This window comes from Sinorhizobium mexicanum, assembly GCF_013488225.1.
In the GTDB taxonomy this organism is placed as follows: domain Bacteria; phylum Pseudomonadota; class Alphaproteobacteria; order Rhizobiales; family Rhizobiaceae; genus Sinorhizobium; species Sinorhizobium mexicanum.
Genome location: NZ_CP041238.1, coordinates 1808474 through 1831709 on the forward strand (window position 1 = coordinate 1808474; position 23236 = coordinate 1831709).

A 23236-nucleotide genomic window follows, 5' to 3' on the forward strand; every position below is an offset into this window, starting at 1 on the left:
CTTCAGACAGCTTCCGGAGCGACTTCAAAATGCGGGGTACTCGCTCTTGAATGACGCTCTCGCATGCGCCATGCGCATGTCACCGCTCGGAGCCAGCTTTCGGTGCCAAGACTTCCCGCATTTGCGAAGCAGCGTCTGGATATCTTCGATGTAGCGTTCAGTGTCATGGCCCCGCAGTGCGGCACGAACGCCGCCGATGTCAGGAAACCGCTTTGCAGCTTCACCCCACATCACACGGCCCGCCAGGTAGCCGCTTGCGCCTGCCCGGAAAGCAAAGGTCAGGGTTCGCCGATAGGCATCGCGGCCAGCTCCGGCAGACATCATTACCCACGGCCGATCGAGCAGGGAGTCAATACGATTGTACGCGGACTGCACGTTAGCGCTGGCGGCGCTGCCGTCGTCGGGATCGACAAGATCGCGGTTGCGAATGGGATTTTCGAGTTGAAAAAGATCCAGCCCGTAGCGCTCCTTGCGCAGTTCGCAGAGCGTTTCTTCTAGGATCGCCGGTTGCTTGTGCGGTTCCCATTGATCCGGGTTCACCTCGCCCGGGAACGCGTAGGCCATGGGGCAAATGAGAAACGCGATGTCATGTCGCCTGCATTCACGCCCAATCGCTTCAACGAATTCTCTTTGGTGTCGCAGGGTGTCGGGAGAGGCCTCAGGCCGATACCAGACGGTTACCTTCACGGCATCGGCACCCAGTCGTTTGATTTTCTCTACCGACCAGCCCGGATTCAGGAAGTTCCGCCTTCCACCCTGGTCTTCGTCGCAGGTGCCTGCTTCGGCTGCCACGATCAATCCTCGGGACGGGTCCAGACTGCCATAACCATATGGATAGCCGTAGTCCGGATCGACCTGTATTGCCGTGCCAGACGACGACAGCAGTTCGATCAACGTCTTTTTCAGCGCGCCGATTTCGTCGTAAGTCGCGACATCGCGTCCTACACACTCGGCCACTAGCGCCTCCACGGCAGGACGCTGATCGACGGCATTCATCATAAAGAAGCCGTCGGGGCTCGAAAGACGGCGCATTGACCAAAGTTTTCCGGCCGACATTTCCATCGCGCGGCCGCCCCTATCGCCGCACCTTGCCGAAGAAGGCTTGTGCACGTTCGGTTTGGGGTGAGTTGAAAATGGCCTCCGGGGACCCCTGTTCGACTATGTAGCCTCCGTCCATGAAGGTGACCGTATCGGCGACCTCGCGGGCAAAACCCATCTCGTGAGTGACGACGACCATCGTCATGCCCTCGTTGGCGAGTTCCTTCATCACACCCAGCACCTCGCCGACTAGCTCGGGGTCCAGAGCGCTCGTGGGCTCGTCGAAGAGCATGACCTTGGGACGCATCGCGAGCGCGCGCGCAATGGCCACGCGTTGCTGCTGGCCGCCGGAGAGTGTGCGAGGATAGGCGTCGCGCTTATGCGCAAGACCAACCTTCCTGAGAAGCACCATCGCGTAGTCGATAGCCTCGGCCCTTGAGACGTTCTTTACACCGACCGGCGCTTCGATGATGTTTTGCAGGACAGTCATATGCGGAAAGAGGTTGAAGCTCTGAAACACCATCCCGATGTCTATCCGTGTTTTGGCGATCTCATTGGGTCTCAGTTCGTAGAGCTTTCCGTTACGCTCGCGGTATCCGACAAGTTTCCCGGCTACCGACAAACGTCCGCCATCGATGCGCTCCAAATGGTTCATGCAGCGCAGGAACGTGCTTTTGCCCGATCCTGACGGTCCAAGGATGCAGGCTACCTTGCCGTAAGACACGTCGAAATCGATACCCTTCAGCACTTCCAGCGGGCCGTAGCGTTTCCGCACGCCTTCCGCAACGACTGCCAGCGCGCCATTTTCGACGCCAGTTTTATTTGTGGTCATCGTCGTCGCTTTCCTCATCGATTGCTGTAGAACGAGTTGATGCAAGGTCACTCCTGCCGAAATGACGCTCGAGGTAATGTTGTCCAATCGACAGCACGGTCGTGATCAGGAGGTACCATAGCGACGCGACGATCAGCAGCGGTATCGTTTGGAAGGTAGTCGAGTAGATCAATTGTGCGGAATACAGGAGTTCCTGAAGCGCGATCACGCTTACGACGGACGTGGTTTTGAGCATTCCGATTAGCTGGTTGCCCGTCGGCGGAATGATCACCCTCATCGCCTGCGGGAGAATGATGCGGACGAGAATTCGGCGGCTGCTCATCCCAAGGGCCTCTGCGGCTTCGCGTTGTCCCGGATGAACGGCATTGAGGCCCGACCGCACGATCTCGGACATGTACGCAGCCTCGTTCAGGCCGAGACCGAGGGCGGCGGCGACGTAGACGGTGATGTATGTGTTGGCGTCCAGGCTCGCGAAAGTCGGGCCGAAAGGAATCCCGATCTCGATCACCGGATAGAGGGCCGCGATATTGTACCAGAAGATGAGCTGGACCAGCAGCGGCGTTCCGCGAAAGGCCCACGCGTATGCGGCTGCGGACTGGCTGAGAACAGGGTTCTTCGATGAACGCATGACGGCGACGACCGTACCGAGGGTGACGCCGATGAACATGGCCACGACCGTCAGCCACAGGGTGTTGTAGAGACCGGAAAGGATCGAGGCGTCAAAAAGATAGTCCCATACCACCTGCCACTGGAAGCGCGGGTTGGTTACCGCTGATCGAACCATGGCGGCGAGGACTAGAAGGATCAGCGCGCCCGCAAACCACCGTCCGTAGTAACGGACCCGAACGACGGGCATGTCGACCAGGCGAGATTGCTGTGCGCGTACATCGGTGTTGGACATCACCGTATTCCACTTCATTGGGAGACACGAAGAACGAGATTTCTTGCGCTATAACCGCCACCTGGCGATTGTCTGCATCAAGGCAGGTTCGGCGAGAGGGGATCGCCGCCCATGGCGGCGGCCCCGACGTCGGAACTATTCTTCCTTGTAGACGGGAGGGTTCGATCCTTCTGCATAGATCGCGGCTTCCTCGATCGCGCCGTATGCGGTCTCGTTCTTCTCGAGAATGCGCCTGTACTCTCCCGACTTGATGAGGTGATCGAGCGCCGCCTTGCTGGCGTCCAGCATCTGCGTTGAGTTTTCGTTGCGAGCTACCGCGATGGCACAGAAACCGCCCCCAAGCTTCCCGGTGTTCACGAGGCCGGGGGTTGCACGCATCATGTCACTTGCGACGCCAATATCGGCGCGGACGGCATCCACACGTCCGCTGACAAGAGCGAGAACTGCGCTGCTGCTGTTAGGAAACGCCTCGACCTTGATTCGCGTGCCGTCTGCGCAGTCGTTCTTGGCCTTCTCGAGCGCTACCTGGTCTACGGATCCGGTCATGACAGCCACCGACTTGCCGCAGACGTCGGAGACCGTCGCCGGCATAAAACCCTTGTCCTTGTTCACGAGGAAGGTCGCATATGTCTGCCAGCTCGTAATGAAGTCCGCGGTCTTCATTCTCTCCGCCGTGATGTAGAATTCGCCGAAAGAGATGTCGAACTTGTTTGCCTGCAGACCGGTAAGCGCAGAAGCAAAAGGTATCAGTGTGACTTCCGCTTCCAGCCCCATCGTCGCTGCCAACGCATTGGCAAGGTCGACGTCCATGCCCTTCAGTTCGTTTCCGACCTTGTACGCGAAGGGCTTGCCCTGGTCGGGCATCGCGATCCGAAGCTTTCCGGCTTCCTTGATCGCCGCAGGAACTTTCTCCACGACTTCGGGAACGGCCGCGCTGTCCTGGGCGAAAGCGGGAGCAACACCCGCGACGACGAACAGCATTACGGCCAAGCCTTTAAGCCCGCGGCTAAGGGGGTGCAGCATATTCTAACCTCCAGTTTGAAACGCGGCCGCACATGGTTTCCATTCCCGATTTCTATGAGGTACGGCTCGCGATGATTAGTATACGCACAAGTTTAATATATAGTCTAGTGCGTTTGTTTTTATCCCATCAGGATTTTCGAGTGTCGCGAATGCCTAACTCGGGTCGCTTTCTGGCTTCGCTGCGCGACCAAGCTGCTTCCCCGATGAACGTAAAAAGGCCCACCGCTGAAAGCGGCAGGCCCGGGCCGTTCGTTTGAAACGCGACGTCTAAACGCTGAGGCAGAGGTATTTCATCTCGGTGTAGTCATCGAGGCCGTACTTCGATCCCTCGCGGCCTTGGCCTGACTGCTTTACACCACCGAACGGCGCGACTTCCGTGGAAATTAAACCCGTATTGATGCCCACCATGCCGTACTCGAGTTCTTCCGCGACGCGGAAGATTCGGGAGACATCCCTGGAGTAGAAATACGAGGCCAAGCCGAATTCAGTGTTGTTCGCCAGGAGGACGACCTCCTCTTCGGTGTCGAACTTGAAAAGCGGGGCGACCGGTCCAAACGTCTCCTCGCGAGCGACCTTCATCTCGGTCGTCACGCCTGTGAGAACGGTAGGCTCGAAAAACAGGCCGCCTTTCTTGTGCGGCTTCCCGCCGACTACGATGGCGGCACCCTTTGAAACCGCGTCCTCGATATGCTCTTCGACCTTGGCGAGGGCTTTACGATCAATGAGCGGCCCCGCATTCACTCCGTGTTCGAAGCCGTCGCCAACCGTCATCGCCGCGACACGGTCGGCGAGCTTTCTCGCGAACTCATCGTAGATGCCTGACTGGACGTATAAACGGTTCGCGCAGACACAGGTCTGCCCGTTGTTCCTGTACTTCGAGACCATCGCGCCCTCGACCGCCGCATCGACGTCGGCGTCGTCGAAGACAACGAAGGGTGCGTTACCGCCCAACTCCAAACCGAGTTTGAGGATCTGGTCGGCTCCCTGGCGCGCCAGGACCCGTCCCACCTCGGTAGACCCGGTAAAGGTGAGCTTTCGAACCTTGGCGTTTTCGGTGAACTCCTTGCCAATCGAAGGCGAGTCCTTGGACGTAATGACATTGAAGATGCCTGCCGGAACTCCTGCGCGTTCGGCGAGCAGCGCGAGAGACAGCGCGGAAAGCGGCGTCTCTTTTGCGGGCTTTGAAATCATCGCGCACCCGGCGGCGATCGCCGGGGCCATCTTTCTCGCCAGCATAGCGTTCGGGAAATTCCAAGGGGTGATAGCCGCGACGACGCCGACTGGCTGCTTCACAACCAGGATACGCTTGTCGGAAAGGTGTCCGGGTATCACGTCGCCGTAGAGCCTCTTGGCCTCTTCGCCGAACCACTCGACGTAGGATGCGCCATACAGGATCTCGCCGCGCGCCTCGAGGAAGGGCTTGCCCATCTCAAGCGTGAGGATGGTGGCGAGGTCGTCCGCATTCTGGACGATGAGATCAAACAGCTTGCGGAGTACGGCGGCTCGCTCCTTGCCCGTCTTTTTGGCCCAAGCCTTCTGTGCCCCGTATGCAGCTTCGATCGCTCTCCTTGCTTCCGCGCGGTTCATGTCGGGAAGGGTTGCAAGAACTTCCCCGGTGGAGGGATTTGTGACGTCGAATGTGCTTCCGCTGTCGCTGGCGGCAACCCATTCACCAACGATCAGCGCCTTGTCGACTGCGAGGCTCGGGTCCTTGAGCCTGGAGAGGACGGAATCTGACAGCGTCATTCTCAAGCCTCCTTGGCGGTGTCGCGGATAGCCTTCTCGAGTATGTTGAGGGCTTCGGAGAACACGCTGTCCTGAATGGTGATCGGTGCGAGGAAGCGGATTACGTTACCGTGGACCCCGCATGTCAGCAGAATCAGTCCGTTGTCGAGTGCCTTCAGCCTTACGGCATTTGCGAATTCCGGGTTAGGCGCGCCAGAACCGGCTACGTTGAATTCGACCGCGTTCATGAAGCCCGGGCCTCGGATGTCGGCGATCTGTGGCACCGCTTCGCGAAGCGAATCGAGTCGCTGCTTCAGTCGGTTCCCGAGCAGGTCGGCCCGTTCGTTTAGGCTCTCCTGCTCGATGACGTCGAGCACCGCATTGCCAGCGGCAACGCCTACCGGGTTTCCGCCATACGTTCCACCGAGACCGCCCGGGCCGGGAGCGTCCATGATATCCGCGCGGCCGGTTACGGCCGCGATCGGAAAACCGCCGCCGAGCCCTTTCGCCATGGTCGTGATATCCGCCGCAACGCCGTAGTGTTCCATCGCAAAATGCTTGCCCGTGCGCGCGAAACCGGTTTGCACTTCGTCGGCAATAAGCAGAATGCCGTACTTGTCGGCCAGTTCGCGGAGCTTATGCATGAAGGCACGGGGAACTTCGTAGAATCCGCCTTCGCCCTGAACGGGCTCGACGATAAAGGCGGCGACCCGGTTCGGATCGACGTCAGCCTTAAAGAGCTTGTCCAAGACCGACAGCGACTCTTCGACCGAGGTGCCGTGTAGCTCGACAGGGAAGGGGACGTGGAAGACATCACCCATCATCGCGCCGAACCCGGTCTTGTAGGGTACGACCTTGCCCGTAAGCGCCATGCCCATGAAAGTCCGGCCGTGGAACGCGCCCGTGAAGGCGATGACCGCCGAGCGTTTGGTGGCAGCACGAGCGATCTTGACCGCGTTTTCGACGGCCTCCGCTCCGGTGGTGACGAAGATCGTCTTCTTTTTGAAGTCGCCGGGCACGAGCGAGTTCAGGCGCTCCGCGAGCAGTACGTAGTTCTCGTAAGGCACTACCTGGTGGCAGGTGTGAGTGAAGCGGTCGAGCTGCTCTTTGACCGCCTCGATTACCTTCGGATGACGGTGTCCTGTATTGACAACCGCTATCCCGGCGGCGAAGTCGATAAAGCGGCGGCCCTCGATATCCCAGATCTCCGCGTTTTCTGCGCGTTCGGCATAGACCTGCGTTGTAACGCCCACTCCCCGCGAGATAGCTTCGGCGCGGCGGATGGCGATTTCGGTGTTCAGCATGCAAAAACTCCTGGGTAGGATATGTCGGGACTACATGTTCGGATAGACCGGGCCCTCGCCACCTTGGGGCGGTACCCACGTGATGTTCCCATTTGGGTCCTTGATGTCGCAGGTCTTGCAGTGGACGCAATTCTGCGCGTTGATAACGAACACGTCTCTGCCGTCCTTCTCTACCCATTCGTAGACGCCGGCGGGACAGTAGCGGTTCGACGGACCTGCATAGATGTCGTGCTCGGACCGCTTTTGTAGATCCATGTCCTTCACCTTGAGATGAACCGGTTGGTTTTCCTCATGGTTCGTATTCGACAGGAAGACCGAAGACAGTCGATCGAAGGTGAGGACACCGTCCGGCTTCGGGTAGGCGATCGGCTTGTGCTTCGAGGCGGGCTCTAGGCTCTGCGCGTCGGTCTTGCCGTGCTTGAGCGTGCCGAAAAACGAGAAGCCAAAGAGCTGGTTGGTCCACATGTCGAGACCACCCAATGCGACGCCGACGGCCGTTCCGAAGCGCGACCAGAGCGGCTTGACGTTGCGGACACGCTTCAAGTCCCTGCCGATGTCGCTCGCTCTCCAGTCGTTTTCGATCTCCACGACTTCGTCGTTGGCGCGTCCTCCGACAATCGCCGCCGCAATTCGGTCTGCCGCCAGAATCCCCGAGAGAACGGCGTTATGGCTGCCCTTGATGCGCGGGACGTTGACCAGTCCCGCGGAACAACCGATAAGCGCGCCGCCCGGGAACGACAGTCTCGGGACGGATTGATAACCACCTTCGGTAATGGCCCGCGCGCCGTACGACACACGCTTGCCGCCCTCGAAGGTGCCGCGGATGGCAGGATGCGTCTTGAAGCGCTGGAATTCTTCGAACGGATACAGGTAGGGATTCTTGTAGTTCAGGTGAACCACGAAACCCACGGCCACCATGTTGTCTTCAAGGTGGTAGAGGAAGGAGCCGCCGCCCGTGGACATGCCGAGGGGCCAGCCGAACGAGTGCTGTACCAGCCCCTGCTTGTGGTTCTCCGGCTTGACCTGCCAAAGTTCCTTAATGCCGATCCCGAACTTCTGCGGCTCGCGCCCCTTTGAAAGGTCATATTTCGCGATCAGTTGCTTGGCAATCGAGCCGCGCACGCCTTCGCCGATCAACGTGTATTTTCCGAGAAGCTCCATGCCACGCGCGAAGTTCTGGCCGGGCTCGCCGTTCTTCTCGATACCCATGTCGCCCGTCGCGACACCCACAACTGCGCCATCTTCGTTGTAGAGGACTTCGACCGCAGCGAACCCGGGGTAGATTTCGACGCCGAGCTCTTCGGCTTTCGCCGCGAGCCACCGACAGACGTTTCCGAGCGATACGATGAAGTTCCCGTGGTTGTTCATTAGGGGCGGCATGGCGAAATTCGGCAACCGAACGGAGCCCGCAGGACCGAGGAGCAGGAACTGGTCATCCGTGACCTCTGTCTTGAACGGATGGGCGGGGTCATCTCGCCATCCGGGCAGGAGATGGTCGATGCCGACGGGATCAACCACCGCACCGGACAGGATATGCGCGCCGACTTCCGCGCCTTTCTCCAGTACCACGATCGAAAGGTCCGGATTTACCTGCTTCAGTCGAATCGCGGCCGATAGCCCGGCAGGCCCACCGCCGACGATTACGACGTCGAATTCCATGCTCTCGCGATCGAGGCTCGTGTCCATGTTCACCGATTTCCGATAAGTTAATGGGCAGACGCCGAAGCGCCTGCCGCCAGAGAGTTGAGCCGCTCAGTCCAAATCAACGTAATTAGTACGAGGTGACGCTCTGCAGCTTGTCGACTGCCTCGACGTACTCGTTCAGCATGCGCTCAATTTCGGATTTGACGGTCGTATGCTCGTTCATATCACCGACGGCCTGACCGACAGAATAGGTCCAATAGTCGAGGTTACGGCCGCGCTCGGCCCGCTTGAAAGGATAGCCGTTCATGATCGACTGCATCGGCCAGTCGAGGGGTTTCGGCGAATCCGGCCGGTGCCATGCGTCCACATACTTCGTGTAAAGCATCCGGCCCTGCTTGCCCGTCATGGCCTTCGAGAGACGGGCGTCTTCCGAGACGGCCGCGAAAAGCTTTTCGCGCATTTCGATGCTCAGGTCGCTTTCAGCGGTTCCAAGCCACAACGAACCCATCCAGACGCCCTGGCAGCCCAGCGCCAGTGCCGCTAGAATCTGTGAGCCGCGCGTCACACCGCCTGCCGCGAGAACGGGTATACCCTCCGCCGCGTCAACCACCTGCGGCCACAACACCATCGAAGCGATATTCCCGACGCTGCCGCCCGCTTCCGTTCCTTGCGCGACGAGAACGTCGACGCCGGCCGCCCTCTGTTTGGCGGCATGCTTCGCATTACCGACCAGCGCGCCAACTTTCACGCCCTTGCTGTGGGCTTCTTTCGTCACCCACTCCGGGGTGACCCCGAGCGCGCCTACGATGAAATTAACCGATTTCCGGCTCAAAACGATTTCAAGCTGCTCGCGGCTCTTCTTGTGCGTCATCGCCATCTTCCGCGCATACTCCACGAGGTAGGCGTCGCGATCCGCGTCCGAAATGTCGGCGATCCCGGCTTCGTCGAGAAGGTTCTTCACGAAGTTCAAGTGTTCCTTGGGGATGAGCTTGCGGTATTCCTCAGGCGTCTTCTCCACGTCCTCGCCGCCGGTGCCGGGGAAGACCAGATCGACCGAGAAAGGCTTGCCTTCAACGCGCTGCTCGATCCAGTCAAGGGACATCTCGAGTTCTTCCGGCGTCATCCATGCCGCGCCCAAGGACCCCATGCCCCCGGCTTTCGTAACTGCAGCGACCACGTCGCGGCAGTGCGAGAAGGCAAAAATCGGCAGATCGATACCGAGAGTCTTCGTCAAATCCGTTTGCAAGTTAAGCCCTCCGACGCTTTTCGGGATCCGCCGTTTAAAGTCCACCGGCCCCATGCATTTGTCTACTCATGAGTATAAATTACATTATCATCGGTATGTTTGTAAAGAGGGGATTGCGACGGTGACGCTTTTACCGCCGTGATCGACCATGCGAAAAACAGCAATCATCCCGATGAAGCCATTGCGCAATCCAAGGAGTACTGTATTGTACGCGCGGGTATGTTGTCGGATTTAGGAGGGGCGACCCCCGTGGTGGTTCCGTCGAAGGCCGATCGCATTCGTTTCAAGGGTCCCTTCGAGTGGACCGATTCTAGCGCAGCTGAAGGAGCTTGAGCATGTTCGACTTTAAGGGAAAAGTTGTTGTTATTACAGGCGGCGAAACGGGGATAGGTGCCGCAACTGTCGAAGCATTCGCTCGTGCAGGGGCTGACGTGACGATCGCCGGATACCTGGAAGACAAGGGACAGGAAGTCGTCAGCGCGCTCGCGTCCGAGGGCTTTACGGTCGATTTCATCCAGACCGACGTCACGCAGGAAAGCTCGATTAACAACTTCGTTGATGCCGTTACCAGAAAGCACGGCCGTATCGACGTGCTCGTTAACAATGCGTCCATCTTTGACGGTTTTGCTGGTGCCCTCGATACCTCGAACGCGCTGTGGGACCGCGTCATCGATACAAACCTCCGCGGCACTTTCTACTGCTGCCGTGCGGTCCTCAAGGACATGGTGGCCCGCGGCGAGGGCCGAATCGTAAACGTCGCTTCAGTCGGCGGTATCATCGGCGGGGCCGACGGTCTGGCATACACGGCTTCGAAATTCGGCGTAATCGGTCTGACCCGACAGATGGCCGTGGAATTCACCAAGGCGGGCGTATGGATCAACGCGGTTTGCCCCGGCATGATCCAGACGGACATGCGTGGAAACTCGGCCCGTATTCTCGGCGGCGATGCCCCGAACATGGCTCGCGGGGTTGGCGTAAATCCCGATGCGCTGAAGCGGGTTCCCGCTGGCCGTAAGGGCGTTCCGCTGGATATTGCGAACGCCATCATGTTTGCGGCGTCTCCCTACGCTGGCTACATGGCTGGGCACTCGCTCGTAATCGACGCAGGCTGGACAATCCAATAACACTCACGGCCGTCGCCATTGGAAACCGAAACTTGGCTCTCGTTCACGGGGGGCAAGCCGATATGCAGATCTCCGCAATCTGCGGTGACGGCCGTGTCATCGATCCGCCGGCGAGCGCGTTCTGGGCGGTTCTTTTTCTATTAGCGGAACTGTGTATGCGCGCGGTCGCGCGAGTGACTTCGCTGAAGCGGTTGGGAATTCAACTGGCCCGAATGGAAGTTCGATTTCCCGACCTATTTCGAAAGGTCGGAACTCCCGTCCCGCGGCGATTCGTCCGTGGCGGCTTTGAGTCGCCGCACACCTATGTACCGGATGCCAAGGCCGATCAGTCGAGCGTTATCAAGGCAGGCCGCAATACGGGCTTACCCGATAAGGATACTAAGTCATGAACGAAGTTGTTATGGATCGGACAATGAGCCAGAACGTCTCTACACCGTATGATTCATTGCTATCGGTCGCCAAGGGCCGCTACTCCTGCAGGGCGTTCCAGAAGAGACCCGTCCCGAGAACCGATATTGACCGGATTTTGGAGGTTGCCCGGACGGCACCGTCGGACTGCAATACGCAACCTGCGAGTATGTTCATCCTGAGCGGCAGCGCCCTCGAAGCCCTGCGGGCTGAAATGTACGAAGCTGCCGCCACCGGTCGGGAACGTACATCCGACGTGCCCCCGATCGGGACCTATACGGGGGTTTTCCAGGAACGGCGTCGAGAGTGCGGCTTGTCGCTCTACAATGCGGTCGGTATCCAGAAGGGCGACCGCGAGGCGTCAGGTAGACAGGCGCTTGAAAACTTCCGTTTCTTCGGTGCGCCGCATCTGGCGGTGGTCACGGTACACAATGATCTGGCAGAGCGCGGCCTGTTCGATACAGGCATCTACCTCGGGCACTTCCTGCTCGCAGCGCAGGCGCTCGGAGTCGCGGCAGTTCCGCAAGGCGCGATCGCGCATTATGCGGACGTTATCCGTAGACACGCTCCGATTGCTCCCGAGCTTCGTGTGGTTTGCGGCGTGTCGTTCGGCTACGAGGTCAAAGATCACGCAGCCAACAGCTTCCGCACGGATCGCGTCGAAATCGCTGACAGCGTTGTATTCGTTGATTGAAAAGGGAAGGGGGCGGACGCCGCGGCGTCACGCTCCCCGCGCGACGCCCTTGATGAGCTGGTCCGCGAATGCGGACGCGACGTCTTCTGCACTATACTTAGACGATCTGCGGAACCACGTGTATGGCCAATTGCAAGCGCCGATAACGCAGCAAACAGCGAGGAAGGGGTCCGTTTCACGAAACTCCTTGGACGCGATGCCCTGCGAATACAGGTCCTGAATCTGCTTGTTGTATTTCCGACGATTAGACGTAACCGCGGCGCGCTGCTCCTCGGTCAGCTCGTTTTCGTCGCGGTTGTAGATCGTTGACCAATCCTGGTGTTCCATCACGTTGAGCGAGTGCATCTTGACGATCTTCGCAAGTAGCTCCGTGGGAGTTCCACCGGAACTCAGCGCTTCTTCCAGACCCTTCGCGTAGGTATGGTCGATCTTCTCGAAAATCCTCCAAAGGATCTCGTTCTTGTTTTTCATATAGTAATAGACGATGGATTTGGTGAAACCCATTTCAGCGCTAATATCGTCAACGGTAACGGCGCGGAAGCCACGCGCTGCGATCAACCGGGCGGCAGCGTCGAGAATCTCCTCTTGGATCAACTCGGTTTTCTGCTGCTTAATTCTGCCCCGGATATTCGGCTTCGAAGACTCTTGCGGTGCGTCCATGTCCATCAGGTGCCTCTATGAGTATGTTTTCGTTCTTTACGGTATAAAAAACCGAAACACAAGCTTTATCGCCGTCCTAACCGGTTTGCCCAACGAGAGCGCTTGAAACCTGTTCATGCTAAACCGTTGTTGCCATTGAGGCTTCTCTTGGTTCATGTATTGTATGACCCGGCGTGCCACTGTTTCTCCGCCTTCCAGTTCGGAGAGAGAGTGGAGAAGCGTTCGAGGCCGAGTCCTTTAATGGGAGCGTTGGTCGCCCCGTTTAACGTAAGTTCGGACATGGCAATCCCGATCGCGGGGGCCATGCCGAAACCGTGTCCCGCTCCCGCCGCAACCAGCAGTCCCTCGGGATGGTCGAACCGGTGGATAATGGTTTTCTGATCGCGCGTGATATCGAGCACCCCGGCCCAAGTGCGCAGCAACTGCGCTCCTTTTGCTACGGGGAAGGCTTCGATCATGCGACGGACAAGGTTCCGGACGATCGGGGTGTTGGGTTTGTTCGGCTCGCTGTCCGCGTCCACGTCCACCCACTCGTGCGGGCCGCCGTTCGCGTGGAGGTTTCCACGCCTCGTCTGCCGGATGGACAGCCCGTTCAGCCCGATAAAGCCAACCTCATACATTGGTGGCAGGGGAGTGGTTACAAGTGCTTCGAGGCGCACGGTGGCCACCGGGAACAGGACGCCGAACGGCTCGAGGAGCTTTGCGTTATAACCACCCGCGCAGAGAACGACGCGCTCGGCGTATAGGTCGCCGGACTTGGTCTTCACGCCTTTCACCTTTCCTGCTTCCTCGATGACCGAATAGACCGGAGTATGCTCGAGGATGGTCCCGCCATGGTCCTGGAAGGCCCAGGCGAACGCTTGCGACACACGCTGCGGGTTCGCATGACCGGAGCGAGGCGTGTACAGCCCGGCGCGCGTTTCCGGCGAAAGGATGGGTATCAGCTTGCGACAGGCGTCCGCATCAATTAGCTCGAAGCCGAAGTCGGCGCGCGTGAATGCCTTGTAGGTTCCCTTGAGCTCTTCGACCTGCTTGTCGGAGAACGCCACCCAAAGGCGTCCCTTCTGCGTCCACTCCGTTGGATAGCCGAGTTCCTCATCCAGAGTGTCCCACAGCTTTTCGGCCATTCCGGCGAGCGGGGCTTCATCCGGATCGTCGGCGCGGAGGCTCAGGTAACCGGTTGCCCGCGAGGACGCTTCGTATGCTACCGAGCCACGATCGATGACGAGTACACGTGCCCCGGATTTTTGTGCATGGTATGCCGTCGAGAGGCCGAGGAGGCCGGAGCCGACGACGATCACGTCGTAATTGTTCATCTTCTTTACCTCTGTGCGGAGCCTGCGACGCTTTCAGGCACGACTTCCTCATGCATCCAATGCGGCCACTTTTCGCGGGTGTGATAGTCGTCGTCTTCAGCTGCGATCAAAGCCATGTCGATCGGGCGGACAGGGAACCGATAGCTCCCCGGCTTGATGTCCTTGAGAGGTACGCCGAAACGCTGCGAGAGAAGGATCGCCGCTTCGTCACGGCACCTTTTGCCTTGGCAGTGTCCCATTCCCACGCGGGTCATCCGCTTCAACAAATCCTGGCTGATCTTGGGTCCGACGTCTCCCCCCGTGACGGCGTCGTGGGGGTGACGTAGTCCGCTCTTCAGGTAGCGAGGCGGCTGAAGGTCGAGGAATTCACCCCGGGTAACCGTCTCACATTGGCAGAGGATTACGCCAGTTCCGCCCGTCTCGGAGAGCTTGGAAACCCAGAGATTGATATATTCAGCCGGGTTTGTACCTTCAGCGGTGCGCTTTTGCTGGACTGCTGACCGGGACTCGTCGCCATCGATGGCGGCAAGTGCGCGGGCTACCTGGTCGTCCACGTCGTTGAACGTCGACACCCAATACACATCGGGGACGGTCGTCTGGAAATTGGCGTCCAGAATGGGGACCCATGCAGGGATAGCCTCGGCGAACTCCAGACCGCACCCCATCGCCGCCGGGAGCTCGATGTTCGGGAGCTCCGCGATAGCAACGCAGATCGTGTCGCAAGTAACTTCGCTCTTGTCATCCTCACCATCCAGGCGAACAACGGTCGCCGAAGATACCTTGTCGGTACCGCTGGCCTCCAGGATCACGCTCTCGAAATGTATCGGGATACCTTGTTCCCTTGCCCACGCCTCGTCCGCTTGTCCGGCACGGAATGCCGACGTCGGTTCCACGAAGCCAGCGATATCCAGTCCCCGCTCGCGGGCGGCGCGGGCAAACTCCACGGCGAGGGAAGTGGTACCTAACACGAGGCAGTTGCTGCCGTTGAAGCACTGATAGGAGACGAGGAGTTTCGTCGCTGCCTTGCCGCCAAGAACGCCCGGCAGCTCCCATCCTTTGAACGATGGCACGAAATCCCGCGATCCCGTTGCCAGAACGAGCGCGTCGTACTCGAGCAGTTCGTTGCCCTCGCGGGAAACGACGCCGACCTTGGGCGTGCCGATATGCTGCGAATTGGCAGCGTTGTGGAACGCGCCCCAGGCGACGACGCCGACTTTGACGTCCACTTCGTTCTCCACGCATTCGAGGAGAGGCTCGTTCGAACTCAGGACATTGTCGAACGCGGCCGTTTCGTCGCTCAGCGACGCCGGCAGCCCCGAACCGTAGAAATACGGCGCGTCGAATGACATGTTCTTGAGTTCCTGCGGATGCTCGTCGACCAACGCCACCTCGTGGCCTGCCGCCCGGGCCGCCAACGCGAACTCACATCCCAGTCGGCTCGCTCCGACGATCACGATACGCTTGCCACTCATTTTGCGTTCCCTCTTGTGAACCGGCCCTAGCCTGGTCGTTATTCAGTTTGTTGAGCCGGCCCGGGAAGACGGCGAGACCATCCCCGGCCGCATAGGTTAGAGCTTCCGCATCGCGGCTGACAAAATCTGCTCGTAGTCACCCACGATACCGATATCCGCTACCTTGAAGATACCCGCTTCCGGATCCTTATTGATAGCGATGATCTTTTTCGCTCCGCCAATCCCGGCAAGGTGATGGACCGCTCCCGAGATGCCGACGGCAACGTAAACGTCCGGACTTACCTTTTGGCCGCTGAAGCCAACCTGGCGCGACGACGGAACCCAGCCCATCTCGACCGCGGCGCGGCTTGCGCCGACCGCCGCACCCACCTTGGCAGCGAACTGCTCGATAACCTGCCACTTATCGGCGGAGCCGACGCCGAGACCGCCGGAAACGACCCGGCTGGCTCCGCGGAGGGGAATCCCGCCCGTGTCCGGCAGCGCTTCCGAAGCGATGAACCGAGCGCGGCCCTGCTCGACGGCCGTCGAAGAGACCTGTGCGTCGACATCGGTACCGGAAGAAGGAGCGAGGGCTTCGCCGCTGTACAGAAGGACCGCCTTTCGATCCCCGAGCGAGACGGACTTCTGCACCATTGCGCCCATAACGGGGGCGGTAACGCGCAGGCCGCCATCGGCAGCCTCGATTGCCTCGCATGCAGTCAAATACTCGGCAGACAACGAAGCCGCGACCTGAGGTGCCCAGTTTCTGTTGGCGATGGTTCCAAGGCCGACTACGAGCGACATCGATGCATCCGCTACGGCTTTGCCCACGGCGTGCACCAGGAACTCGGCACCGTCGCCGACCGGACTTTCCGGAGCGATCGCCGACACGGCGCGGAAGACGTTGCCGTGCTTGATCGTCACGGAAGCCGATCCGGTGGTATTCAGGACGAGCAGATCGGAGGTGTAGCCTGCGCTGGCGACCGCAGAGGCAAGAGCGGCGAGGGTGGCGAACTCCGAGGCGCGGGTGTCGGGGGAATTATGAATGACAAAGAGAGCGTTCTTCATTTCCCGTACCTCACTTGTCGAGCGCCGCGAGAAGGGCGGAAGCCTTGTCCTCGTCGGAACCTTCTATGAATCTCGTCGCCTGGACGGCACGCTGGCCTTTCTTCGGCGCGTACTTCGGCGGCACGGTCGAATGACCGCCGACGTCCGTTTGGATGACCTCGATAGTCGCCTTTTTGGACGCCATCACTCCTTTGAGTCCCGGTGTTCTCGGCTTGTTGATCTCGTTGGAGACAAGCAGCATCGCCGGAAGCGTCACCTCGTATTCATCGATCGTGGTGTCGGCCAGCTTGCCGACAGTGATCGTCTGCTCGGAGGCCGCCTTGATCGAAACGATCGGGGCGAGCGCCGGAATGCCAAGGCCGTTGGCGACAAGATAAGGCACATATCCGGCATCGGCATCGGACGACTGACGCCCGGCGATCAGGAGCGACGCGGCTTCTTTCTGCTTGAGGGCCGAAACGATAGCCTCGGCGGTCTTGAACGGATCGCGGCGCGACTGGCCGTCGAGTTCGACCCGAATCGCGTTATCGGCACCCATCGCGATTACGCGGCGAAGATACTGATCTGCTGACGCGTCATCGGCAGTGACCACGGTGACGGTCGCGCCCTGTGCTTCCTTCAAACCGACCGCGGCCTCGACCGCATTCAGATCGTACTGGTTGATCGTGTATTGCGAGGAAGCATGAAGCACTATCTCGTCCTGAGACTCGGAGATCGACACGAGCTGCTCGGGAGTGTTCGGATCTGGAACCCTCTTGATTAAAACGACAATATTCATTCGACTTCAGCGCTCCTGCCGCTGGTAGCTCCGCACCATTTCGACACCGTTCGGATCGTCCAAACCTCAGAGCCGTAGACGGGCGGTTATTTTGACGTTCAAGCACCGGTTCGGGCATGGAACATGACCTTCCAGATGCCCTGCTGACAAACCTCGCCACGCTGGTTGCGGACTTCAAGCCAGAAATTCACGATCCCGCGGGAGGGATTGGACGTACGACGGACTTCCTCGACACGCTGGTAAACGTGGATCGTATCGCCCATTTTCACCGGAGCCTTGAGGTCCCAGGTCATGCCGAGGAAGGCGATTGCCGTACCTTCTTTAATGCCAAGGCGGAATTCGAGACCCGTGATAATCGCGAAGACGGCGGGTCCGTGAAGGATACGGGCACCGAAGGGCGTCTGGCTGGCGAAGATTTCGTCCGTGTGTACCGGGTTATGGTCACCCGTAAGCGCAGCGAACATCACGATGTCCGTCTCGGTAATCGTGCGGCGCGGGGTGATCCACTCCTGTCCGACCTCGAAGTCATCGAAGTACATTGCGTTCGAACCAACCACGATTGCCTCTTGAGTGTTCGTCGCGTCCATTAAGTCCCTCCTAGTGCGCCTCTGCGCATGGATTGCCGCGCCAGGCGCTGCAGTCGATGTGTGAATCTGATTTACATACTGTTGAGAATGGATTTTCTACTAGCGAGTGCGTGCTGTCAAGCGAACAGTACGTCGCCGCTGGTCCGAGGCAGCGGGTTTCCGCTGGCCTTAGACCCAACCCGCTTCCCGAAGCGCTGTCGCCAGATCGCGCTGGGCAACCGAGTATTCAACGTGCGTGTCGGGGATCAGGCGGTTACGAATGCCGGACTGCATTTCCTCGGAGATGTGGGCGATCAGGCCGGGGAAGGTCGACAGAATGGCCAGGCCGCACATCTCCTGAGGAGTGAAGCCCATCTGCACCATAATCGCGGCAAGCATGCCGACGTCGTTTAGTACGAGATCGGGTTTGTTGCTGGCGACCTGGAACGCCCTGTGGACGGCTTCGTACCACTCGGTGGCTTCGCCCCAGACGCCTTCTGCTTTCGCGATGGCCTTCAGCCGCTCGGAACGGGGATCGACGCCACGGAATACCTGATGTCCGAAGCCCGGTACCCGGCGTTTGACCGAACGCAGTTCCTCGACCAACGAAGCCGCAGCCTCGTCCATCGGTCGACCGCTTTGCTTCCATGCGGCGAAGTTCTCGGAGATGAACCGCCCGGTATCCTCGGGAGAGAGGGCGTACTCACCAGCCGCGAGTACCGCAGCGCCCAAACCGGCCGTCATCACGGGATTTACCGACACGACCGCCCTTGCAGCCACGGTGCCTGATTTCTGAAGGCCGTAGTCCAGGATCGAAGAAAGAATGACGTCCATCATCTTAGCTTGACCCCGCGTGGGGAGCTCTCCGCGCACGAGAAGGTACGTGATTGCGGAGAAAGGCACGCTGCCCACCAACTCGCTCATCGCATATCCGCGGATATAGATGTCCTGAGGAGTTATCTGGCTCACACCAGTGATCCAATGCGACGGCGTTCCTTTGGTCATTTTCTCCCCCGGGGTGTGGAATTTCGCGAAGTGCGGGCCATTCGTTGAGGAGGTCCCTTCGCCGTGCCGCCAGAAAGAGGGCGGGACGATCCGGAAACCGGCCGCAACGCCGTCCGATGCTGTCGCATACTAGATAATCCGTGGAACATACTCAAGGGTACAATTGAGGTTCTGTGAAAATCTCTAGTGTACGCATGGGGATAAAAATGGGTGCCGAAGGGAGTTTCGTACTTTCAAGTATGGAATAAGGCGCTATTGGTATGTGGTGGCCCTCGGCCTCCGGGGCCCGGCATGGATCTTTTACAGTGGAAGGAATCGTTAAATGTTGACGCCAGTGAATCCGCCCGAAGCCAAATGGCCGGGCCTTTCCCAGGGAATGGTTTTAAAGGGCAGCGGAATATTTGTTTCGGGAGGACATTGCGGCCTTGATGCGTCTGGCGAGCCAGTCACGACCTCGCTCGAGGACCAGATCGTCGCTATGTTCGAAGGCTTGAAGCTGACACTCGCCGAAGCGGGCCTCGGATTCGAGCACGTCGCCCGTACGACGTGCTTCGTCACGGAGTTCCGGCCGGAACTGTTGGCGACTATCAAACAAGTACGTGCTCGTTACTACAACGGCGACTGCCCTCCGGCGAGCGTCATGGTCCAGGCTGGACTGTACGACGAGCGCCTCTACGCCGAGATCGAAGTGATCGCTGTCGTGCCGTAATGCTCTCAGGCACGGGCGGCTCGAACCGCCCGTGCCGAACGCGCCTAAAGAGCGTTTGCGATCTCGCGGGCGAGGGAGAAAGTGTTCGAGGTCCCGCCGCAATCGGGTGTGAGCAGGAGGGTCCGGCGAGTGATCCGGGAGAGGGCGGCGAGGAGATCGGCGGAAGCTTCCCTCTCACCGAGGAAATCCAGCATCATCGCACCGCTCCATACCGTCGCGATCGGATTGGCCGCGCCGGTACCCGCAATATCGGGCGCAGACCCATGTACCGGTTCAAACATCGACGGGACGCCGCCAAGCGGATTTATGTTGGCGGATGCGGCAAACCCAAGGCCACCTTGTATTGCCGCCCCGATATCGGTGAGGATGTCTCCGAACAGATTGGAGGCGACGACCACGTCCAGTGTCTCTGGATGCGTGATCATCCGAGCCGACAAGGCATCGATATGGTAACGGGTAACTTCGACGTCCGGGTACGCCGGAGCGAGTTCTTCCGTAATCTCGTCCCACATTACCATCGTGTATTTCTGTGCGTTAGATTTCGTGGTTGACGCCAGTTTCCCGCGCCGTAGTCGCGCTTGCTCGAAGCCGAAGCGGAGAATGCGTTCGACCGAGTGCCGCGTGAAGATCGACGTCTCGACGGCGACTTCCTGAGGCGTGCCGACATGAACTCGCCCGCCTGCTCCCGAGTACTCTCCCTCCGTATTCTCTCGGATGCACAGGATATCGAAGTCGGATTTCGCCAGTGGTCCCGAAATGCCGGGCAACAGCCGATGGGGCCGGATGTTGGCATAGAGATCGAACTGCTTGCGGATGGGCAACAGCAGGCCATGTAGCGATACGCTGTCGGGTACCGTCTTCGGCCATCCAACCGCTCCAAGTAGTATGGAGTCAAAATCGCGAAGCGTATCGATGCCGTTCTCCGGCATCATCCGCCCCGTCTTCAAGTAGGTTTCGCAACTCCAGTCGAAAGAAGTCTCCGTCAGTTTGGCACCGTGCTTCGAGGCGGCTGCCCTGATAGGAATCAGTGCCGCTTCGATAACCTCTTTCCCGATACCGTCACCGGGGATGACTGCGATCTTGTAGTCCTTCACGTTGTTATCTCCTCTTGCGTTGCACCGTCGCCTCACCAGGCGGGGCAGAATGCGGCCTTCATACCAATAAGTACGGTGAACATACGTATATGAATAATCGAGGGGCGCGCAAGCATGTGAAGCTTGCAATGCGCGCGCTTAATGGATACACATACCGAATAGCATGTGTAACATACGTAACGGTACATCTTGGGTGCCCTGGATTGTGCGACTGAGGACGAGGGGCGATAGGCTGAAAATGACAAATGTCTGTCTCACGTTCGATTTCGACGCGGTCTCCCTCTGGATCACCACCATGCGGCAAACGAGCGCGACCCCTCTGTCGAGGGGCGAGTTCGGAGCGCTGGTAGGCGTCCCTCGAGTTCTTGCGCTACTCGCGGAAAAGGACATCCGCGCGACATTTTTCGTTCCCGCGCACACAGCGGCAGCGTTTCCCGCGGAAACGCTGCAAATCCGAGACGCCGGTCACGAAATCGCGCTTCACGGTTATTGCCACGAGACCCCTGTGGGGCTCTCCCGCGACGACGAAGGCCGGATGCTCGACCGCGCGCTGAAGAAGATGCGGAAGGTGCTGGGAGCCGATTTCAATCCCAAGGGCTATCGCTCGCCAGCATGGGATCTGACGGCTGATACCGTCTCGCTCCTCGCGGAAAGGGGACTTCTCTACGATTCCAGCATGATGGCCGACGACTATCGTCCATACCGAGCTCGGACGGGATACGTCGCCACCGAGGATCAGTACGAGCGCGGAGAACCGAGCGACGTGATAGAGATTCCGGTTGCTTGGGAACTGGACGACTTTCCCCATTTCACGTTTTTGAACAAGCCCATGTATCTCGGCATGCGGACCCCCGTGGAGGTGTTCGAACTATGGAAAGAGGAGTTCGATTTCTGTCACTCCCTCGGGGACGGCGTTTTCACGCTCACATTGCATCCTCAGGTCATCGGCCGCGGTCCAAGGATCGCGATGTTGTCGCGTCTGATCGATTACATGCGCCAAGCGCCAGGCGTCGAGATTCGGACAGTGGCGGAGGTCGCCGAGGAACGCGGCCGCCGCTTGCTCAGGACGTAGCAGGCCTTCCGAACCCCTGAAGAACACAGGATATAGAAACTGAGAACTCACATGGAAAATTTCGAGTCACAAAAGGCGTCCGTCTATAATGTATTGCTGCGCGCTGCCCGGGACCGAATGGATAAGGTCGCGATCGTCTACGAAGATTCGGAGATCACGTACGCCGCACTGCTTGAAAAGATTGAGCGAGTCATCGCGCGCCTACGATCGCTGAACATTCGTCGCGGCGATGTTTTCGCAGTCTACGGACAAAACCATCCGGAACAGCTGTTCTGCTACTACGCGGCCTCGAAGACCGGTGCTGTTTTCGTGCCGGTCAATCCCAACCTGACGGCAGCCGAAGTCGCCTACAACTTCGATCATAGCGGTGCCAAGGTCCTCTTCTACGACGATCACGTCGCCGACACCGCACGGGAGGCCGTCGCCGCGGACAAACTGGTCCATATTTCGGAACTCACGTCGCTTCCCGGGGAAGGCGAACACGTCGCCGCGGTTGCGTCGCCCGACGCCGATTTCATCATCACCTACTCGTCCGGGACTACCGGTAACCAGAAAGCGGTCGTCCTCGACCAGCGTGCTCAAACCGATGTCGCGTCATCACTGGCGAGGATGTGGGGTATCAGCGAAACCGATACGACCTTGGTTGCCTTGCCGCTCGGATATCTTTTCGGTGTTTCAACAGCCGCGGCGACGGGACTTTCCGTCGGCGGTACCGTCGTTCTGCTCCGACGCTTTCACCCCCGCGACGTGCTTGAAGCGCTCGCGAGATACAGCGTTAGCGTCTACCACGGCGTCCCGACCATGTTTTCCATGATGATGGAATACTGCGAGCAACGAAATCTATCTTTCGACCTGTCACACACACGCCTACTGATCTGCTCGGGTGCACCGCTCCCGGATGAGGTAGCCGAAAGGTTCGTCGCCAGGTTCGGCAAACCACTACAGAACTACTACGCACTGACCGAGGTCACTCCGGTGTTCGGACGTTACTACGACGATCCCGTCGAGCTTCCGCGGGGTGCTATCGGCAAAGCGGCCCCCGGCGCGGTTATCAAGGTACTCGACGCGGACGGCGCGGAATGCGGCACCGACGAACCCGGGGAGGCGTTCGTGCGCGGGGCCGCGACGCTCAAACGCTATGCTAAAGACCCGGAACTCACGGCTGCGACGCTAAGGGACGGCCTTTTCCGTACCGGAGACCTGGTCAGTCGCGACAGTAACGGTTTCTACTACATCGTCGGCCGTATCAAGGACATCATCATCCGCGGCGGCCACAACATCTCCCCCGCCGAGGTCGAGAAGACGATTGTGAGCCATCCGGCTGTCCAGGATGTAGCGGTCGTCGGCGTGGCCGACGGCATATTCGGCGAGGTTCCGGTAGCGTTCGTCGTTCCGCGGGCCAACTCGAAATTGTCGCCGGACGAGTTGATCTCGTTCGTCGAAGAACGGATCGCGGACTTCAAGGTCCCCAGGACGATCCACTTCGAAAACGAGCTTCCGCAGGGAAAAACGGGAAAAACCGACAAGAAAGCGTTGAAGACATTGGCGGAGCGCCGGGCCTCCGGGACTTGAGCCCCG

Annotated in this window: 22 protein-coding genes; 6 read left to right on the forward strand and 16 right to left on the reverse strand. The window is 59.3% G+C overall.

What is annotated here, in order from left to right:
• Positions 1–24: 24 nt before the first annotated feature.
• From FKV68_RS08560 to FKV68_RS08595, 8 genes are all read right to left on the reverse strand, one after another.
• Complete coding sequence (locus tag FKV68_RS08560) at positions 25–1062, reverse strand: tagatose 1,6-diphosphate aldolase (protein WP_180941068.1); 1038 nt, start codon at positions 1060–1062, stop codon at positions 25–27.
• A gap of 13 nt (positions 1063–1075) precedes the next feature.
• Positions 1076–1870, reverse strand: coding sequence for an amino acid ABC transporter ATP-binding protein (locus FKV68_RS08565; RefSeq protein WP_180941069.1), 795 nt, complete (start codon positions 1868–1870; stop codon positions 1076–1078).
• Positions 1857–2726: an amino acid ABC transporter permease gene (locus tag FKV68_RS08570; RefSeq protein ID WP_209647201.1), complete on the reverse strand. Its 870-nt coding sequence runs from the start codon at positions 2724–2726 to the stop codon at positions 1857–1859. The genes FKV68_RS08565 and FKV68_RS08570 overlap by 14 nt, the downstream gene beginning before the upstream one ends.
• A 180-nt stretch (positions 2727–2906) precedes the next feature.
• Positions 2907–3794 (reverse strand): transporter substrate-binding domain-containing protein, encoded by an 888-nt coding sequence (locus FKV68_RS08575; RefSeq protein ID WP_180941071.1) that lies wholly within the window; start codon positions 3792–3794, stop codon positions 2907–2909.
• Positions 3795–4061: 267 nt separating this feature from the next.
• On the reverse strand, positions 4062–5540 hold the full coding sequence (locus FKV68_RS08580; protein ID WP_180941072.1) for an NAD-dependent succinate-semialdehyde dehydrogenase: 1479 nt from the start codon (positions 5538–5540) through the stop codon (positions 4062–4064).
• 2 nt (positions 5541–5542) lie between these two features.
• Positions 5543–6823, reverse strand: a complete 1281-nt coding sequence (locus tag FKV68_RS08585; RefSeq protein WP_180941073.1) for a 4-aminobutyrate--2-oxoglutarate transaminase — start codon at positions 6821–6823, stop codon at positions 5543–5545.
• A gap of 30 nt (positions 6824–6853) precedes the next feature.
• Positions 6854–8509 (reverse strand): electron transfer flavoprotein-ubiquinone oxidoreductase, encoded by a 1656-nt coding sequence (locus FKV68_RS08590; protein ID WP_180941074.1) that lies wholly within the window; start codon positions 8507–8509, stop codon positions 6854–6856.
• Positions 8510–8594: 85 nt separating this feature from the next.
• Positions 8595–9713 carry a nitronate monooxygenase gene (locus FKV68_RS08595; RefSeq protein ID WP_180941075.1) on the reverse strand — a complete coding sequence of 373 codons (1119 nt, stop codon included), beginning with the start codon at positions 9711–9713 and terminating at the stop codon, positions 8595–8597.
• Positions 9714–10048: 335 nt separating this feature from the next.
• On the opposite strand from FKV68_RS08595, the gene FKV68_RS08600 reads away from it, so the two are divergent.
• From FKV68_RS08600 to FKV68_RS08610, 3 genes are all read left to right on the forward strand, one after another.
• Positions 10049–10837 (forward strand): SDR family NAD(P)-dependent oxidoreductase, encoded by a 789-nt coding sequence (locus FKV68_RS08600; RefSeq protein WP_180941076.1) that lies wholly within the window; start codon positions 10049–10051, stop codon positions 10835–10837.
• Positions 10838–10899: 62 nt separating this feature from the next.
• Positions 10900–11226, forward strand: coding sequence for a hypothetical protein (locus tag FKV68_RS08605; protein WP_180941077.1), 327 nt, complete (start codon positions 10900–10902; stop codon positions 11224–11226).
• On the forward strand, positions 11223–11939 hold the full coding sequence (locus tag FKV68_RS08610) for a nitroreductase (protein WP_245181157.1): 717 nt from the start codon (positions 11223–11225) through the stop codon (positions 11937–11939). Before FKV68_RS08605 ends, FKV68_RS08610 begins: the two co-directional genes overlap by 4 nt.
• Positions 11940–11966: 27 nt before the next feature.
• Here FKV68_RS08610 and FKV68_RS08615 read toward each other — a convergent pair whose 3' ends face one another.
• The 7 genes from FKV68_RS08615 to FKV68_RS08645 form a co-directional block, all read right to left on the reverse strand.
• Positions 11967–12605 (reverse strand): TetR/AcrR family transcriptional regulator, encoded by a 639-nt coding sequence (locus FKV68_RS08615; RefSeq protein WP_180941078.1) that lies wholly within the window; start codon positions 12603–12605, stop codon positions 11967–11969.
• 146 nt (positions 12606–12751) lie between these two features.
• Positions 12752–13915: an NAD(P)/FAD-dependent oxidoreductase gene (locus FKV68_RS08620; protein ID WP_180941079.1), complete on the reverse strand. Its 1164-nt coding sequence runs from the start codon at positions 13913–13915 to the stop codon at positions 12752–12754.
• A 5-nt stretch (positions 13916–13920) separates the two neighbouring features.
• Entirely contained in the window at positions 13921–15303 is a 1383-nt protein-coding gene (locus tag FKV68_RS08625; RefSeq protein ID WP_246452570.1) for an FAD-dependent oxidoreductase, read from the reverse strand.
• Between the two features lie 180 nt (positions 15304–15483).
• Positions 15484–16434, reverse strand: a complete 951-nt coding sequence (locus FKV68_RS08630) for an electron transfer flavoprotein subunit alpha/FixB family protein (protein ID WP_180941081.1) — start codon at positions 16432–16434, stop codon at positions 15484–15486.
• Positions 16435–16444: 10 nt separating this feature from the next.
• On the reverse strand, positions 16445–17212 hold the full coding sequence (locus FKV68_RS08635) for an electron transfer flavoprotein subunit beta/FixA family protein (protein WP_180941082.1): 768 nt from the start codon (positions 17210–17212) through the stop codon (positions 16445–16447).
• A gap of 98 nt (positions 17213–17310) precedes the next feature.
• On the reverse strand, positions 17311–17799 hold the full coding sequence (locus tag FKV68_RS08640; protein WP_180941083.1) for a MaoC/PaaZ C-terminal domain-containing protein: 489 nt from the start codon (positions 17797–17799) through the stop codon (positions 17311–17313).
• Between the two features lie 168 nt (positions 17800–17967).
• Positions 17968–18783, reverse strand: a complete 816-nt coding sequence (locus FKV68_RS08645) for a citryl-CoA lyase (RefSeq protein WP_180941084.1) — start codon at positions 18781–18783, stop codon at positions 17968–17970.
• 322 nt (positions 18784–19105) lie between these two features.
• Here FKV68_RS08645 and FKV68_RS08650 point away from each other — a divergent pair, with 322 nt between their 5' ends.
• Positions 19106–19492 (forward strand): RidA family protein, encoded by a 387-nt coding sequence (locus tag FKV68_RS08650; RefSeq protein WP_180941085.1) that lies wholly within the window; start codon positions 19106–19108, stop codon positions 19490–19492.
• Between the two features lie 44 nt (positions 19493–19536).
• On the opposite strand, the gene FKV68_RS08655 is transcribed toward FKV68_RS08650, so the two are convergent.
• Entirely contained in the window at positions 19537–20586 is a 1050-nt protein-coding gene (locus FKV68_RS08655) for a tartrate dehydrogenase (RefSeq protein ID WP_180941086.1), read from the reverse strand.
• Positions 20587–20824: 238 nt separating this feature from the next.
• Here FKV68_RS08655 and FKV68_RS08660 point away from each other — a divergent pair, with 238 nt between their 5' ends.
• Positions 20825–21658, forward strand: a complete 834-nt coding sequence (locus tag FKV68_RS08660; protein WP_180941087.1) for a polysaccharide deacetylase family protein — start codon at positions 20825–20827, stop codon at positions 21656–21658.
• Between the two features lie 51 nt (positions 21659–21709).
• Positions 21710–23230 (forward strand): class I adenylate-forming enzyme family protein, encoded by a 1521-nt coding sequence (locus FKV68_RS08665; RefSeq protein ID WP_180941088.1) that lies wholly within the window; start codon positions 21710–21712, stop codon positions 23228–23230.
• Positions 23231–23236: the final 6 nt, after the last annotated feature.

What these genes read in the sequence shown, in the direction of transcription:
- FKV68_RS08650 (WP_180941085.1), top strand. Translation starts at nt 19,106, where the DNA reads ATGTTGACGCCAGTGAATCCGCCCGAAGCCAAATGGCCGGGCCTTTCC.
- FKV68_RS08575 (WP_180941071.1), bottom strand. Translation starts at nt 3,794, where the DNA reads ATGCTGCACCCCCTTAGCCGCGGGCTTAAAGGCTTGGCCGTAATGCTG.
- FKV68_RS08660 (WP_180941087.1), top strand. Translation starts at nt 20,825, where the DNA reads ATGACAAATGTCTGTCTCACGTTCGATTTCGACGCGGTCTCCCTCTGG.
- FKV68_RS08645 (WP_180941084.1), bottom strand. Translation starts at nt 18,783, where the DNA reads ATGACCAAAGGAACGCCGTCGCATTGGATCACTGGTGTGAGCCAGATA.
- FKV68_RS08610 (WP_245181157.1), top strand. Translation starts at nt 11,223, where the DNA reads ATGAACGAAGTTGTTATGGATCGGACAATGAGCCAGAACGTCTCTACA.
- FKV68_RS08560 (WP_180941068.1), bottom strand. Translation starts at nt 1,062, where the DNA reads ATGGAAATGTCGGCCGGAAAACTTTGGTCAATGCGCCGTCTTTCGAGC.
- FKV68_RS08605 (WP_180941077.1), top strand. Translation starts at nt 10,900, where the DNA reads ATGCAGATCTCCGCAATCTGCGGTGACGGCCGTGTCATCGATCCGCCG.
- FKV68_RS08615 (WP_180941078.1), bottom strand. Translation starts at nt 12,605, where the DNA reads ATGGACATGGACGCACCGCAAGAGTCTTCGAAGCCGAATATCCGGGGC.
- FKV68_RS08635 (WP_180941082.1), bottom strand. Translation starts at nt 17,212, where the DNA reads ATGAATATTGTCGTTTTAATCAAGAGGGTTCCAGATCCGAACACTCCC.
- FKV68_RS08630 (WP_180941081.1), bottom strand. Translation starts at nt 16,434, where the DNA reads ATGAAGAACGCTCTCTTTGTCATTCATAATTCCCCCGACACCCGCGCC.
- FKV68_RS08640 (WP_180941083.1), bottom strand. Translation starts at nt 17,799, where the DNA reads ATGGACGCGACGAACACTCAAGAGGCAATCGTGGTTGGTTCGAACGCA.
- FKV68_RS08570 (WP_209647201.1), bottom strand. Translation starts at nt 2,726, where the DNA reads ATGCCCGTCGTTCGGGTCCGTTACTACGGACGGTGGTTTGCGGGCGCG.
- FKV68_RS08665 (WP_180941088.1), top strand. Translation starts at nt 21,710, where the DNA reads ATGGAAAATTTCGAGTCACAAAAGGCGTCCGTCTATAATGTATTGCTG.
- FKV68_RS08620 (WP_180941079.1), bottom strand. Translation starts at nt 13,915, where the DNA reads ATGAACAATTACGACGTGATCGTCGTCGGCTCCGGCCTCCTCGGCCTC.
- FKV68_RS08590 (WP_180941074.1), bottom strand. Translation starts at nt 8,509, where the DNA reads ATGGACACGAGCCTCGATCGCGAGAGCATGGAATTCGACGTCGTAATC.
- FKV68_RS08600 (WP_180941076.1), top strand. Translation starts at nt 10,049, where the DNA reads ATGTTCGACTTTAAGGGAAAAGTTGTTGTTATTACAGGCGGCGAAACG.
- FKV68_RS08565 (WP_180941069.1), bottom strand. Translation starts at nt 1,870, where the DNA reads ATGACCACAAATAAAACTGGCGTCGAAAATGGCGCGCTGGCAGTCGTT.
- FKV68_RS08585 (WP_180941073.1), bottom strand. Translation starts at nt 6,823, where the DNA reads ATGCTGAACACCGAAATCGCCATCCGCCGCGCCGAAGCTATCTCGCGG.
- FKV68_RS08580 (WP_180941072.1), bottom strand. Translation starts at nt 5,540, where the DNA reads ATGACGCTGTCAGATTCCGTCCTCTCCAGGCTCAAGGACCCGAGCCTC.